Annotated in this window: 13 protein-coding genes and 1 pseudogene; 5 read left to right on the forward strand and 9 right to left on the reverse strand. The window is 72.0% G+C overall.

Translation table 11 applies throughout. The annotated features are described in order from the left end of the window. Nucleotides 1-31 precede the first annotated feature (31 nt). The 3 genes from RIU97_RS22260 to RIU97_RS22270 form a co-directional block, all read right to left on the reverse strand. Nucleotides 32-1,402, reverse strand: a complete 1,371-nt coding sequence (locus tag RIU97_RS22260; RefSeq protein WP_404959356.1) for a PP2C family protein-serine/threonine phosphatase — start codon at nt 1,400-1,402, stop codon at nt 32-34. A 396-nt stretch (nt 1,403-1,798) separates the two neighbouring features. Then, nucleotides 1,799-2,848 carry an NlpC/P60 family protein gene (locus RIU97_RS22265; protein ID WP_404959357.1) on the reverse strand — a complete coding sequence of 350 codons (1,050 nt, stop codon included), beginning with the start codon at nt 2,846-2,848 and terminating at the stop codon, nt 1,799-1,801. Nucleotides 2,849-3,110: 262 nt separating this feature from the next. Then, nucleotides 3,111-3,944 (reverse strand): class I SAM-dependent methyltransferase, encoded by an 834-nt coding sequence (locus RIU97_RS22270; RefSeq protein ID WP_404959358.1) that lies wholly within the window; start codon nt 3,942-3,944, stop codon nt 3,111-3,113. A 250-nt stretch (nt 3,945-4,194) separates the two neighbouring features. Here RIU97_RS22270 and mshA point away from each other — a divergent pair, with 250 nt between their 5' ends. Beyond that, nucleotides 4,195-5,577: a D-inositol-3-phosphate glycosyltransferase gene (gene mshA, locus RIU97_RS22275; protein WP_404959359.1), complete on the forward strand. Its 1,383-nt coding sequence runs from the start codon at nt 4,195-4,197 to the stop codon at nt 5,575-5,577. Beyond that, the gene (locus tag RIU97_RS22280) at nt 5,570-6,061 is read left to right on the forward strand and encodes a YbjN domain-containing protein (protein WP_404959360.1); all 492 of its coding nucleotides are present in this window, start codon (nt 5,570-5,572) and stop codon (nt 6,059-6,061) included. The genes mshA and RIU97_RS22280 overlap by 8 nt, the downstream gene beginning before the upstream one ends. Before the next feature lie 69 nt (nt 6,062-6,130). On the opposite strand, the gene RIU97_RS22285 is transcribed toward RIU97_RS22280, so the two are convergent. After that, nucleotides 6,131-7,444 (reverse strand): MDR family MFS transporter, encoded by a 1,314-nt coding sequence (locus tag RIU97_RS22285; RefSeq protein WP_404959361.1) that lies wholly within the window; start codon nt 7,442-7,444, stop codon nt 6,131-6,133. A gap of 151 nt (nt 7,445-7,595) precedes the next feature. Between RIU97_RS22285 and RIU97_RS22290 the strand changes: the two genes are divergently transcribed. Then, entirely contained in the window at nt 7,596-8,357 is a 762-nt protein-coding gene (locus tag RIU97_RS22290; RefSeq protein ID WP_319724882.1) for a phosphoglyceromutase, read from the forward strand. A gap of 78 nt (nt 8,358-8,435) precedes the next feature. Here the strand turns inward: RIU97_RS22290 and RIU97_RS22295 are convergent. Continuing rightward, a pseudogene (locus RIU97_RS22295) lies at nt 8,436-8,687 on the reverse strand (tyrosine-type recombinase/integrase); the annotation flags it as partial. 110 nt (nt 8,688-8,797) lie between these two features. On the opposite strand from RIU97_RS22295, the gene RIU97_RS22300 reads away from it, so the two are divergent. Next, complete coding sequence (locus RIU97_RS22300; RefSeq protein ID WP_404959362.1) at nt 8,798-9,460, forward strand: hypothetical protein; 663 nt, start codon at nt 8,798-8,800, stop codon at nt 9,458-9,460. A gap of 506 nt (nt 9,461-9,966) precedes the next feature. Here RIU97_RS22300 and RIU97_RS22305 read toward each other — a convergent pair. After that, the gene (locus RIU97_RS22305; RefSeq protein WP_404959363.1) at nt 9,967-11,520 is read right to left on the reverse strand and encodes a hypothetical protein; all 1,554 of its coding nucleotides are present in this window, start codon (nt 11,518-11,520) and stop codon (nt 9,967-9,969) included. A 350-nt stretch (nt 11,521-11,870) separates the two neighbouring features. Between RIU97_RS22305 and RIU97_RS22310 the strand changes: the two genes are divergently transcribed. Next, nucleotides 11,871-12,677, forward strand: coding sequence for an arylamine N-acetyltransferase (locus RIU97_RS22310; protein ID WP_404959364.1), 807 nt, complete (start codon nt 11,871-11,873; stop codon nt 12,675-12,677). Nucleotides 12,678-12,745: 68 nt separating this feature from the next. Here the strand turns inward: RIU97_RS22310 and RIU97_RS22315 are convergent, their stop codons facing one another. From RIU97_RS22315 to phoU, 3 genes are all read right to left on the reverse strand, one after another. After that, complete coding sequence (locus RIU97_RS22315; RefSeq protein ID WP_404959365.1) at nt 12,746-13,288, reverse strand: DUF4262 domain-containing protein; 543 nt, start codon at nt 13,286-13,288, stop codon at nt 12,746-12,748. A 145-nt stretch (nt 13,289-13,433) separates the two neighbouring features. After that, complete coding sequence (locus RIU97_RS22320) at nt 13,434-13,583, reverse strand: hypothetical protein (protein ID WP_167344738.1); 150 nt, start codon at nt 13,581-13,583, stop codon at nt 13,434-13,436. Between the two features lie 111 nt (nt 13,584-13,694). Continuing rightward, entirely contained in the window at nt 13,695-14,372 is a 678-nt protein-coding gene (gene phoU / locus RIU97_RS22325) for a phosphate signaling complex protein PhoU (protein ID WP_030718463.1), read from the reverse strand. Between the last annotated feature and the right edge of the window lie 31 nt (nt 14,373-14,403).

Consider the following 14,403-nt stretch of genomic DNA (forward strand, 5'->3'; position numbering starts at 1 on the left):
CGGGCTCCCCGGCCGGGGTCAAGCCCGGCGCTCAGCCCTCGGCGCGGGAGAGCATGACCAGGGCCACGTCGTCGGTGAGCTCGCCGCCGTTGAGGCGGCGGGCCTCGGTGACGGAGGCCTCCAGCAGGGCTTCGCCGCTCAGCCCGCGGTCCAGGTGGCGGTTGATCATCTCGACCATGCCGTCCTGGCCCAGCCGCTCCTTGCCCTCGCCGATCCTGCCCTCGATGAGGCCGTCGGTGTAGAGCATCAGGCTCCAGGTGCCGCCGAGCTCGACCTGGCGGCGGGGCCAGCGGGCGCGGGGCAGCAGACCGAGGGCCGGGCCGCTGTTCTCGTACGGGAGCAGTCGCGCGCTGCGGCCCGGCCGGGAGATCAGCGGGGCCGGATGGCCGGCCAGGCACAGTCCCGCGCGGCGGCCGTCCGGGGCGATGTCGACCGTGCAGAGCGTCGCGAAGATCTCCTCGTTCGGCCGCTCCACCTCCAGGACCTCCTGGAGGGTGGACAGCAGGTCGTCACCGCACAGGCCGGCCAGCGTCAGGGCGCGCCAGGCGATGCGGAGCTCGACGCCGAGGGCGGCTTCGTCGGGGCCGTGGCCGCAGACGTCGCCGATCATGGCGTGAACGGTGCCGTCGGGGGTGCGGACGGTGTCGTAGAAGTCGCCCCCGAGGAGGGCCCGGCTGCGGCCGGGGCGGTAGCGGGCGGCGAAGCGGAGGTCGGAGCCCTCCAGGAGCGGTGTGGGGAGCAGGCCGCGTTCGAGGCGGGCGTTCTCCTGGGCGCGCAGTTTCGATTCTGCAAGCTTGTACTGGGCGATGTCGGCCCGTTTTCTCTCCACGGCGTAGCGGATGGCGCGGCTCAGCAGCCGGCCGTCCAGCTCGTCCCGGAAGAGGAAGTCCTGGGCGCCGACGCGGACGGCCTCGGCGGCGCGCTCGGCGTCGTCCTCGCCGGTGAGGACGAGGACGGCGTGCCGGGGCGCGATGCGCAGCACCTGGCGGAGGGCGGCCAGCTGGTCCACGGCGGTGGCCGTGGCGGCGCTGGCGGCCGCAGCCGCCGGTACTCCCGGCATGCGGGCGCTGGAGTCCGGGAGGGACAGGTCGAGCAGGATGCAGTGCACGTCGGGGGTGAGCAGCCGCTCGGCCTCGGTGAGGTTGCGGGCGGTGCGGAGCCGGATGCGGTGGCCGTCGGCGTCGAGGATCTCGGGGACGGTGAGGCCGCCGGCCGGGTCGTCCTCGATGACCAGGAGGGTCAGCGGGATCGTGTGAGGGGTGGCTTGCGGGGTCGCCTGCGGAGTCGCTTGCACGACGGCGGTGGCGGTGGCGGTGGCGGCGGGCGGTGCGGCGGTGTGCAGAACGGCCTGACCGCCCTCCGTGGCCGGGGTGTCCCTCTGCCGCGGTACGGGTACGGACATCGTCTCCGGTTCCTTCCCTCCCCCCGAGGGTGCGCTCGTCCGGCAGACCCTAGCGGTCCCGGCCCGGCGAGCGGAATGCCGTTCTTCGCCGGGCCTCCGGCATATGCCGTTATCGCGGGGGAAAAACGTCCTCACTGGATGACAAAGGTCACGGCGGGGGTCGCGATCCGTCCCGCCTACCGAGACGTCCGACACACCCCCTTGGTTGCCTCACCCGGCCGACGGCTGCCCGCAGCAGGCCGGCCCCGGGCCGCCGAATGCCCTCGGCCCCGCCCCTCCTCCGTTTCCACGGCTCCGCCCCGGACCCCGGTCCGGGGTCCTGAGCCTGGGCCAGGGCAGGGCCCGAGGATTCCGGGGCCTGGGCCAGGGGGGCACAGTTCGGCTCCCCGCGAGGGGCTACGCGTCGGGGCGGACCACGGCCTTGATCGGCATCGAGCCCGCGCCCGCCATCGTCACGTTGCGGCCGGGGCGCGGGGCGTGGACCATCGCGCCGTCGCCGACGTACATGCCGACGTGGCTCGCGTCGTCGAAGTAGATGATCAGGTCGCCGGGACGCATGTCCTTGAGCGCGACCTTCGGGAGCAGCCGCAGCTGCTCCTGCGAGGTGCGCGGGATGCCACGGCCGGCGGCCAGCCAGGCCTGGGAGGTCAGCCCGGAGCAGTCGAACGAGCCCGGACCCACGGCGCCCCAGCGGTACGGCTTGCCCATCTGCGCCGTGGCGAACTGCACGGCCCGCTTGCCGGCGTCCGTCGCCTTGCCGTTGACGTCCTTCATCGCGCCCGTCGACAGCCACGCCGTCTGCGCCTTGTACTGGGCTTCCTGCTCCAGCTGGATCAGCCGGGCCTTCTCCTCGGCCTCCAGCTTGCTCTCCAGCTCCTCCGCCGCCTTGATCTTCTCCTCGATCTGCTTCTTCGAGTCCTCCTGCTTGACCCGGTTGGCCTCCAGCGTCTTCCAGCGCTCGTTCGCCTCCTGGGCGTAGCGCTGCAAGTCGCTCTGGGTCCGGCCCAGTTCGGAGAGGAGGTCCGAGGTGGCCTTCTCGCCCTGCCGCAGCCGGCCCGCCCCGTCGAGGAACTGGCTCGGGCTGTCGCTCAGCGCCAGCTGTGCGCCCGGCGGCAGCCCGCCCGAGCGGTACTGGGCGCGGGCGGCCGCGCCCGCACGGCTCTTGAGGGTGGTGATCCGCTCCTGACCGGCGACGACCAGGTTGGCGATCTCGACGATCTTCTCCGACTGGGTCTTGGTCTCGGCCTCGGCGAGGTTGTAGGCGTCCGTGGCGGTGCCCGCCTGCCGGTAGAGCTCCTCGATGTCCTTGCGGACCTGCTCGAGGGACTTCCCGCCCGGCCCGGGCAGCGGAGCGGCGGGAGAGGCGGGTGCGGCGGGCGCGCCCGGTGTGCCCGGTGCCGCGTACGCCATGCCCGTCGCGAGACCCGGCGCCGTCACTATCGCCATCGCGCACAGCAGTACGAGCGAGCTTGCGCCACGTCGTCGCCTTACGGCCCCCATGGTCCCCCCAGGCACCCGGGTCAGACCTCGTATCAGATCTGACTATTCATCAGTAACTTCTCACTGCCATCGGGATGGTGCCACGAGTCGATGAATTCCGACACCCTTGTGGATGCCTTTCCGATCTTGTCCGCCCCAACGGACGCCGTGTCCCGCCCCGCACGGATCAACGGCCCGCCCGCACCCCCGGGTCCCCACCGCGCCGCATTCACCCCACCGGGCGCAACGCCTCCCACCGCAGCGTCAGTTCTCCCTGCCGCCACCGCCCCGGCCCGTCCGCCAGCGGCCAGTCGGCGGCCAGCGCCCGCGCCGTGCGGATCCAGCGCTGCCGCGCTCCGTAAGAGGCGTACGGGGCCGCCGCCGCCCACGCCCGGTCGAAGTCGCGCAGGAACGCGTGCACCGGTTCGCCCGGCACGTTCCGGTGGATCAGCGCCTTCGGCAGCCGCTCCGCCAGGTCCGAGGGGCGCTCCAGGGAGCCCAGCCGGGTCGCGAACGTCACCGTGCGCGGCCCCTCCGGGCCCAGCGCCACCCACACGTGACGCCGCCCGATCTCGTCGCAGGTCCCCTCCACGAGCAGCCCGTCCGGGGCCAGCCGCGCGCACAGCCGCGCCCACACCTCCGCGACCTGCTCCTCGTCGTACTGGCGCAAAACGTTCGCCGCGCGGATCAGGGCCGGGCGCGCCCCACCGTCCAGCGGAACCTCGAAGCCGCCGTGCCGGAAGCTCAGCCCCTCCCGCTCGTACGGCTTGGCCCCCGCCACCCGTGCCGGCTCGATCTCGATGCCGACGACCCGCACCCGCGGCGCCGCCTCCCGCAGCCGCGTCAGCAGCTCGACCGCCGTCCACGGCGCGGCCCCGTAGCCGAGGTCGACCGCGACCGGCGCCTCCGCGCGCCGCAGCGCGGCCCCGTGCGTGGCCGCGATCCAGCGGTCCATCCGGCGCAACCGGTTCGGATTCGTCGTCCCGCGCGTCACCGAGCCCACGGGGCGGCCAGGGGCGCGGCCGGGCGCGCGGCTGGTGGGCGGGGTGGTGCGGGAGGCCATGAGCCGAGGGTAAGCGGAGTGCCCGCGCCGGATGAAAATCCGGCGGTGCCCCGAGAAAAACCGGGAAACCGCAAGGAAAACCGGAGACCCCGGAATGCGGGGGGCCGCCATCCGGGTTGCACTCCTTGCAGGGCGCCTCCCGCGCCCCCGTCGGCATGCCATCCAGTCACGCCGTCCGCCCCGCCGTCCGTCCGCCCCGCCGTCCGAGCGTTTTGTGCGCGCACCGTCCGAGCCGAGAGGAACTGCTCCCTTGAGCCAGTACGTGTCCCGCCTCGGCGGCAGCCTCAGTGGCCGTCTCGCCGCCGCCCGCGCCACCCGTCACGAGCCGCCGCGCCTGCGCCTGCCGGCCGTGGGCCACCACCGCAAGCCGCGCCGCGTGGCCATGCTCAGCGTGCACACCTCGCCGCTGCACCAGCCCGGCACCGGCGACGCCGGCGGGATGAACGTCTACATCGTGGAGCTGGCCAAACGGCTCGCCGCGATCAACATCGAGGTCGAGATCTTCACCCGGGCCACCACCGGCGGGCTGCCGCCCGTGGTCGAGCTGGCCCCCGGAGTCCTCGTACGGCACGTGGACGCGGGCCCGTACGAAGGCCTCGCCAAGGAGGAGCTCCCGGCCCAGCTGTGCGCCTTCACCCACGGCGTGATGCAGGCCTGGGCCGGCCACCGCCCCGGCTACTACGACCTGGTCCACTCCCACTACTGGCTCTCCGGCCACGTGGGCTGGCTGGCCGCCGAACGCTGGGGCGTGCCCCTGGTCCACGCCATGCACACCATGGCCAAGGTCAAGAACGCGGCGCTGGCCGAGGGCGACACCCCCGAACCGGCCGCCCGCGTCATCGGCGAGACCCAGATCGTGGCCGCCGCCGACCGCCTCATCGCGAACACCGCCGAGGAGGCCGACGAACTCGTCCGGCACTACGAGGCCGACCCCGGCAAGGTGGCCGTCGTCCACCCCGGCGTGAACCTCGACCGCTTCACGGTCGGCGACGGCCGGGCCGCCGCCCGCGCCCGCCTCGGTCTGCCGCAGGACGCCGTCATCCCGCTCTTCGCCGGGCGGATCCAGCCGCTGAAGGCCCCCGACATCCTGCTGCGCGCCGTCGCCGTCCTGGTCGACCGGGACCCCTCGCTGCGCCGCCGGCTCTTCGTCCCCGTCGTCGGGGGCCCCAGCGGCAGCGGCCTCGCCAAGCCGGAGGGCCTGCAGAAGCTCGCCGCGAAGCTCGGCATCGCCGACCTCGTGCACTTCCACCCGCCGGTGGCGCAGGACGGGCTCGCGGACTGGTTCCGGGCGGCGTCCGTGCTGGTCATGCCCTCGTACAACGAGTCGTTCGGGCTCGTAGCGATAGAGGCCCAGGCCGCCGGCACGCCGGTGCTCGCCGCCGAGGTCGGCGGACTGCCCGTCGCCGTCAACGACGGGGTCACGGGGATCCTCGTACCCGGGCACGACCCGGTGGACTACGCGCGGGAGCTGCGGCGCTTCGTGGACGATCCCGGGCTCGCGGACCGGATGGGCGCCGACGCGGCGCGGCACGCGCAGTTCTTCGGCTGGGACACCGCGGCGAGCGGCACGGCCGACGTCTACACGGCAGCCGTGCATGATCACCGCCGTCGCGTACGCTCCCACCATGGCTGACGCTGACACCGCCGGGATCATCGAAAGCGCGCTGAACGGCGCCGAGCTGAGCTGGGAGAGCCCCGCGCCGGGCTCCTACGTCGTCCAGCTCCCGGGCACCCGCAAGCTGAGCACCACCTGCTCGCTCCGGGTCGGCCGCCACTCGCTGTCGGTCAACGCCTTCGTGATCCGCCACCCCGACGAGAACGAGGCGGGCGTCCACCGCTGGCTGCTGGAGCGCAACCTCAAGCTGTTCGGGATGGCGTACGCGGTGGACCGCCTCGGCGACATCTACCTGACGGCCAGGCTCCCGCTGTCGGTCGTCACCGCCGACGAACTGGACCGCCTCCTCGGCACGGTCCTGGAGGCGGCCGACGGCTCCTTCAACACCCTGCTGGAACTGGGCTTCGCGAGCGCGATCCGCCGCGAGTACGAATGGCGCGTCTCCCGCGGCGAACCGACCTTCAACCTGGACGCCTTCAAACACCTGACGCAGCCGTCCTGAAGGACGGCCCCGCCGGCGTTTGAGGCGCGGGGTCCGGGGCGGAGCCCCGGCAGCGGCGTCGCAGCCGCGTCAGGCCTCGGCCCCGGCCGGAACCGGCTTGGCATCGGCGGGCGCGCCCGCCGATGCGGCCCCGACCACGCCATCTCCGGGAAGCCCCCTCATCAGGAGCCAGTACCCCGCCGCCGCCACCGTCCCGAGCACGCCCGTGGCGCCCCAGAGCCAGTCCGCTCCGTACCGGTCGATCACGAAGCCCGCCATCAGCGGCGCCACGAGTGAGGCCACCGCCCAGGACAGGTTGTAGACCCCCTGGTAGCGGCCGCGCCCGTGCACCGGCGAGAGCCGCACGACCAGGCCCATCTGGGTCGGCGAGTTCACGATCTCCGCCAGCGTCCACACGCACACCGTCAGCGCGTACGCCCACACCGGCCCGGCGAAGGCCGTCAGTGCGAACCCGTACCCGGCCAGCAGTGCCGAGATCACCAGCAGCTTCTGCGGGTCGCGGCGCTCGATGAGCGCCGTGACCGGTATCTGCAGCAGCACGATCAGCAGCCCGTTCACGGCGACGACCAGCCCGTAGTCGCCGGGGGAGAACCCGGCGGCGCCCATCGCGACCGGCAGGCCGACCGAGCCCTGCGTGAAGATCAGCGAGATCAGGAACGACAGCCCGACCACGCTCATGAACCGCCCGTCCCGCAGCACGCTCCCGAGCCCGATCGCCGGCTCCGCCCCGGTCGTGGCCCCGGCCGCGGCCGCCTTGCCGGCGGTGGCGGGCGAGCCGGGCCCGCCGTCGGGCCGGGACTCGGGCAGCTTCAGGTACACGAGCACCGCGCACGTCAGCGTCAGCGCCGCCTCGCCCAGGAAGCCGGCCAGGTAGCTGTACTCCGCGATCACCCCCGCCGCGGTGGCGCTGACGGCGAAGCCGAGGTTGATGGCCCAGTAGTTGAGCGCGAAGGCCCGTACGCGGTCCTCCGGGCGGACGATGTCCGCCATCATCGCCGCGACCGCCGGCCGGGACGCGTTCGAGGTCATGCCGACGAGCATGGCCACCGCGGCGATCGCCGCAGGGTGCTCCATGAAGCCGAGCAGGGCCACCGAGAACGCGGTCGAGGCCTGGGCCGCCAGCAGTGTGGGGCGCCGCCCCAGCCGGTCGGTCATCACGCCCGCGACGAGCGAGGAGACGACACCGCCGAGCCCGTGGAGGGCGACCACGAGTCCCGCGAAGGAGGCCGAATAGCCCCGGTCCAGGGTCAGGTACAAGGTCATGAAGGTGGCGACGAAGGCCCCGAGCCGGTTGACCAGCGTGCTCGTCCAGAGCCACCAGAAGGCGCGGGGCAGACCCGAGACGCTCTCCCGGGCGGCCCGTCTCAGACTGGCAGCGGACATAAGGAATCCCCCCGGAGGTGTAAGTGTCACTTGAGCTGTGTGCACATTACGAGCGACGGGCCCCCGGGCGCCACCCGATTGACGCGCGACGTCAATCGGAGGACCCTGCCTCGCGCGCGAGCGCCCCCGCCCGTCCATTAGGCTCGTACGCATGGCCGACGCACCGTACAAGCTGATCCTCCTCCGCCACGGCGAGAGCGACTGGAACGCGAAGAACCTGTTCACCGGCTGGGTGGACGTCAACCTCACCGAGAAGGGCGAGAAGGAGGCGGTCCGCGGCGGTGAGCTGCTGAAGGACGCCGGCCTGCTGCCCGATGTCCTGCACACCTCCCTCCAGAAGCGCGCGATCCGCACCGCGCAGCTCGCCCTCGAGGCCGCGGACCGTCACTGGATCCCGGTGCACCGCTCCTGGCGCCTGAACGAGCGCCACTACGGCGCGCTCCAGGGCAAGGACAAGGCGCAGACCCTCGCCGAGTTCGGCGAGGAGCAGTTCATGCTGTGGCGCCGCTCGTACGACACCCCGCCGCCGGTCCTCGAGGACGGTACGGAGTTCTCGCAGTCCGAGGACCCGCGCTACGCGTCGATCCCGAACGAGCTGCGTCCGCGCACCGAGTGCCTCAAGGACGTCGTCGAGCGCATGCTGCCGTACTGGTACGACGGCATCGTCCCGGACCTGCTGGCCGGCCGCACGGTGCTGGTCGCCGCGCACGGCAACTCCCTGCGCGGTCTGGTCAAGCACCTCGACGGCATCTCGGACGCCGACATCACGGGCCTGAACATCCCGACCGGCATCCCGCTCGTCTACGAGCTGGACGCCGACTTCAAGCCCCTCAAGCCGGGCGGCACCTACCTCGACCCGGACGCGGCCGCGGCCGCCATCGAGGCCGTCAAGAACCAGGGCAAGAAGAAGTAGCCGAAGCGATCATGCCCCTGACCTGCGCACACGGCGCAGATCAGGGGCATTCGTCTGCCCTGGGCCCACTGTGGGCCCTCAGCGCGGGGGATCGTCCGGCCGCAGAGCCCTGCCGAGAGCCTGCCGGGCGCGGTCCCCGCTGCTCGGCATGAGGTGGGCGTAGACCTCCAGGGTGAGTCCCGGATCCGAGTGCCCCAGGTACTCGCTCACGGCCTTGATGCTCTCGCCCGCGTCCAGCAGGACGGACGCGTAGAAATGCCTCAGCGCGTGCGTGCCGTGCTCCCGCGCGGCGGCGTGCTCGCGGCTCTTCGCCGCGGGGATGACTCCCACCTTGCTCCCGCCCTATGGCCATGCCGACGAGCCGACGTTGAACCAGTCACATGATCGGCCGTCAGGACCCGCCGGCTCGTCGGCCGGACAGGACGATCTAGGGTGTGCTAGTGAAGCCCTTCCCACCGCCGCAGATACCGGCGAACGAACTCCGGCCCAGCCGTCGCTGGTATGCCATAGCAGGCGCGATCGCCGTCGTGCTCATCGTGATGGGCGTGGCCATCGGTGCTTTCCGGTTCAACAACGCGATCGACGCGGTGGACACCAACCATCAGTTCGCCAACGGCGACATCGTCACCCTTCGGCTCGAGCCGGGGAGTGAGAAGACCATCTGGATCAGGGACGAGGAATTCGGCCCGTCCGCCGCCCCGAAGTGCAGCATCATCGGGCCGGGCGACCCCGGTCTCACCGATCCGGGAGTCGACGTGTTCCTCACCCGTGACGAGACCTGGAATCCGCTCTACACCATCGACGTGCCACGAGCAGGCGACTATCAGGTCACCTGTTCGTCCCACGCATCCTCCAAGTACGCCATCGGTGACTCCGGAGGCTTTTTCGCGCTTGCGGGCTGGCTGGTACTGGCCATCGCCCTCCCCATCCTCGGAATCACCATCTGCGCCGTCATCGTCCTCGTCACCGCCTTCCGCCGCAGCCGCCATCGCAAGCAGCTGCTCGCCGAACGCCACGGCTCCGGTGGGGGCAACCCCGCGCACGCCAGACCGGGCCCGGTGCCGGCCCACAGTGAATGCGGCCTTGCGCTCCCAAGGAGCTGACCCCACCACGTAGAACACGCAAGAGGAGCACCTCGCGCCCGGCGACGTGCTCCTCTTGCCTGTGCCGTGACCCGGGATCTCCGAGGGGTAGGACCTTGGTTCCTGCTCGCTTGTCGCTTGTCGCCTCAAGCCCCAATTGCTGTCCAGTGCCGTGCAGCTCAGCCGTGACCTGGGGAAACGGGGACGACAAGCGACAAGCGACAAGACAAGCGACAGGCCGCCACGTGGGAGTTGGGAAGGCGGGCCGCCACCGGCTGGGGCCCCGTCCCTGGGCCCTCTCTGGGCCCTGCGAGGGTGACCGGGGGTGACGGACAACGACCAACGATGACCACTCGACAGCAGGTCAGGCGGGGTGCGCGGCCCTCTGACCAGGGCAGGAGAACGGGCCCGCCAGACCCAGGGCAAGAAGAAGTAAGAAAAGCGGTCAAGCCCCTGATCTGCACGCATGGTGCAGGTCAGGGGCAGGGGCTTTCGTCTGTCCCGGGACGCCTCGAAGAACTGCTCGGCTACTTGTTGTCGTAGTAGCCGAAGATGTCGACGACCAGGTCGGCGCGGTCCCAGCCCTGGTTCCAGAAGTCGACGACGCCGTTGTCACCGGCGCTCGCCTGAACCAGGTTGGCGACGGTCTTGCCCGCCGTCCAGTTCAGGGTGGAGGACACCGGACGCTCCGGGGTGACGGCGGTCCCGCCGGCGTAGTTGCCGGTGGAGTTGGGGTCCGGTGCGACCGAGAGGAAGCCCGCGCCGCGCGTGTTGGTGACCGTGGTGTTCAGCACCCAGGCCTGCTCCAGCGAGAAGGCCTGCCAGAGGTACCCGCGCGTGGGCCACGGACCCTTGGACCAGCTCTCGCGCGTGTCGATCTGCCGGACGGGCGTGACCGGCACGTAGGCACCGGCGCTCGCGGTGCTGTACGTGCCGACCAGGTCCACGATGACGTCGGACGGGGCCCAGGCGCCGTTGCGGACGGTGATCTCGCCGTCCTTGCCGACCGGCACGATCACCGAGTTGGCGACCGTCTGCCCGGGGGTGAAGTTCACGTTCGACGTGGTCGGCGCCGCCTGCCCGGCCGGGTGGACGGTCAGGTGACCGGCCTCCTGCGGGTTGGTGACCGTCACGTTCAGCGCGACGGCGGTGGTGCCCGGTTCGGCCACCTTGACGGTGAAGGACCCCTGGCCGGCGAGCGGACCGCGCTGCGTGCCGGTCCCGTAGCGGGTGTCGACGACCCGGGCCGGCGCCTGCGAGGCGTACCCGCTGGCTTCCTGCTGGCCGAAGTAGCCGGTGACGTCCGCGATCAGATCGACCGGCTCCCAGCCGCCGTTGTAGAGCTCGACGTAGCCGTCCGCGCCGACCTGCGCGATCACCAGGTTCGGGACGGTCTGACCGGCCTCGAAGTTGATGTTCGATGCGGTCGGGCGCGTGGCACCGGAGGCGAAGACGCTGACGTGCCCGCCACTGGTGGTGTCGGTGGCGGTCACGTTGAGCGCGACGGCGGTGACCCCGGTGGGGATGCTGCCGTTCCCCGCGACCTTGAGGCGGGTCGAGGAGTACGCCTTGACCTTGCCCTTGACGGCGCCCGTGCCGCTGCGGGTGTCCAGCAGGCGGGTGGGACCGTACGGGGTGAACTCCGAGCCCGCCGTCCTGACCCGGACCTCCTTGGTGTCGTGCGTCCCGAGTGCCGGATCGACGACAGCGGCCTTGATCGTGTACTCGCCGAGCTCCTTGTAGGTGTGCTGGGTCCGCGTCTCCCAGGCACCGGAGGCCGTCACCGTGTCCGTGGTCCCGTCACCCCAGTCGATGGTGGTGTCCAGCGGCGGGGCGGTCCTGTTGAGCGAGGTCGTCAGCTCGAAGCCGTGCGCCGACGACATCCGGGCGCTCAGAAAGAGACTCAGCTGCGCGCTGCCGGTGGCGGCGCTGGTGAAGGTCCCGAACCCTGCCGCCACACCCTTCGTCGGGTCGACGGCAGGTGCTCCCGCCGCCTGCGCGGCGGGCTTGACCGGATCGGCGGCCTGAGCCGTGCCGGGTATGAAACCGATGCTTGCCGCGACGATGGCGGCAGCGGACATTACGAGTCGGCGATTGCGCACCGGACCCCCCCGTTTTTAGCTTTTGAACGCGCTCAGCGTGAGCTCGCGCACAGCCTACAGAGCAGCGCGCGGGCACCGATTACCGGCCGGCCACCGCCCGCCGGTGATCAGTCGGCCGGGGAATCGTCGATGTCGCGGGCCGCGCGGTAACCGCTCTCGACGGCCCCGTCGGTGAAGGACCGCCAGGCGGCCGCCGAGTGGGAAGGCGGCTCGGGTCGGCGGAGACGGTACGCACCTCGAAGCCCCCGGGCCTGCCGGGGCCGACGGCGCGGAGGCCTAGGTCCAATGGCGCATGGCGCTGCGGGCCGGCGGTCGGAAGAGTGTCGGCCATGGAACCCCTCGGCACCGCCCGCACCGACGCCTACCTGCGCCGCCTGGGGGCGGCGCGCCCCGCCCGGTCCACGGCCGACTCGCTGCGCGAGCTGCACCTGTGCCACCTGCGCACCGTGCCGTTCGAGAACCTGTCGATCCACCTGGGCGACGAGCTCGCGCTCACCCGGGACGCCGTCTTCGACAAGATCGTGACCGCCGGGCGCGGTGGCATCTGCTACGAACTGAACGCCGGATTCGCCGCGTTGCTGGGCGCTCTCGGCCACCGGGTGGAACTCCTCCAAGCCCGCGTGTACGGCAAGGACGGCGCGCTGGGCGTCCCGTACGACCACCTCGCGCTGCGCGTCGACGGGCGCTGGCTCGCGGACGTGGGCTTCGGCGACCACACCGCACACCCGCTCGACCTGGACGAGCCGGGGGAGCAGAAGGATCCGGGCGGGGTGTTCCTCGTCCGGCCGGCCCGGAACGACGGGGAGGGCGGTGGCGGCGACCTCGAGGTGCTGCGCGACGGGGTGCCGGTGTACCGGCTGGAGACCCGTCCCCGTGTGCTCGCCGACTTCCGGACGGGCGCATGGTGGCACCGGACCAGTCCGGACTCGGGCTTCACCAAGGGCCCGGTCTGCTCCCGGCTCACCGAGCACGGCGGCCGGATCACCCTGCGGGACCACACCCTCATCGCCACCTCGGCGGACGGCGACCGTACGGAGGAGGAGCTGACGACCGAGGAGGAGGTACGGGCCGCCTACCGCACCGGGTTCGGCATCGTGCTCGACCGGCTGCCCGTGCCGCTGCACCCCCGGCCCTGAGCCGATCGCCCGCGACCCCGGGGGCGGCGCCTACGGGCCGGACACGTGCGTGCCGGGCTCCGAGGGCCTCAGGCGACCTCGGTCCACGGACCGGCGCTCTCCTCCTTCGGGATCCAGAGCAGGGGCTGGCTCGTGCGGCAGTGCTCGTCGGCCCCCTCGTCCCAGGGGAAGCGCCCGTCCTCGTCCGGCCAGAACAACTGCGTGATGGGCAGGGGCGGGGTCTGGTAAAAGTCGATGCCCGCGCCGAAGAAGTCGTAGTACCAGCTGGGGTGCACGGGCCGGACGATCACGTCGCAGCCGTCGAGAACGTCGTCCCGGCGCTGGTCCGGCCCGAGCGGGTTGCCGCCCCGGATCGCCGCCCCCGCCGCGTTCGCGACGCGCATCGCGGTCTGGGAGGGCAGGCCGAACACGCTCACCTCGGGGCTGCGCAGGGTGTGCCAGAGGCCGATGGAGTAGGCCCAGTCTCCGGGGGAGTCACCGCCTGCCACCCCCATGACGTGCCAGCCGTAGTCCGCGACGTTCTTCGTGGTGAGGGCGTCCCGCTTCTCCGACGGGGGCCCGCCGAACTCGGTCGGGGCGCAGATGAGGCAGAAACAGGGGAAGTCGTTCACCCGAGGAGCGTAGTCGCGGCCCGCGCACGGGGCCCGGCCGGCGTGCGGTGTACGCCGGACGGTCCCCTCGGACCCGTACGAAGGGCCCCGGCCGAGAGGACTCGGACGGGGCCCTTCGCGTGCGTCGAGCCGGTGACGGCGGCGGTCAGCCGCCGCACTGGCACGGGGCGCCGGACTGGCAGCCGCAGCCGCAGCCCGAGCCGCAGCCGCATGCTGCGAGCAGCGGGAGGCGCAGCGGCTCCGGCCTCGGCGGCTGCTCCTGCTCCGGGGTGATGGGGACGGGGGAATCGGGCATGGTTCCTCCTCGCAGGCGGTGTACAGGGAGTCGTACTGCCTTCGCCTCATTCATGCCCAGTGCCCCCGGCGCGTCAACGGCGCATTGGGGCTCGGCGTGCCCCCCCGGGGGTCAGACGCCGTCGACCTGCGTCGGCTGCTGGAGGTCGTCCGCGTGCTCGCCCGTCACCAGGTAGACGACGCGCTTGGCCACCGACACCGCGTGGTCGGCGAAGCGCTCGTAGTAGCGGCCGAGCAGCGTCACGTCCACCGCCGTCTCGATGCCGTGCTTCCAGCGGTCGTCCATCAGGTGCTGGAACAGCGTGCGGTGCAGCTGGTCCATCTCGTCGTCGTCCTGCTCCAGCTGGAGGGCGAGGTCGACGTCCTTCGTGATGATCACCTCGGCGGCCTTCGCCATCAGGCGCTGCGCCAGCTGACCCATCTCCAGGATGGTGGCGTGCAGGTCGTGCGGCACCGCACGGTCCGGGAAGCGCAGCCGGGCGAGCTTCGCCACGTGCTGGGCCAGGTCGCCGCTGCGCTCCAGGTCGGCGCTCATGCGCAGCGAGGTGACCACGATGCGCAGGTCGGTGGCGACCGGCTGCTGGCGGGCCAGCAGGGCGATGGCGCGGGCCTCCAGGTCGTGCTGGAGGTCGTCGACCTTCTGGTCGGCGGCGATGACGCTCTCGGCGAGCTTCAGGTCGGCGTCGAGCATGGACGTCGTGGCCCGCCCGATCGCGGAACCGACGAGCCGGGCCATCTCGACCAGGCCTTCTCCGATCGAGTCCAGTTCCTCGTGGTACGCGTCGCGCATGTCTCGTGTCCCTCTCTCGACCTACTACTGC

This window comes from Streptomyces sp. 147326, from assembly GCF_045000215.1.
Classification (GTDB): domain Bacteria; phylum Actinomycetota; class Actinomycetes; order Streptomycetales; family Streptomycetaceae; genus Streptomyces.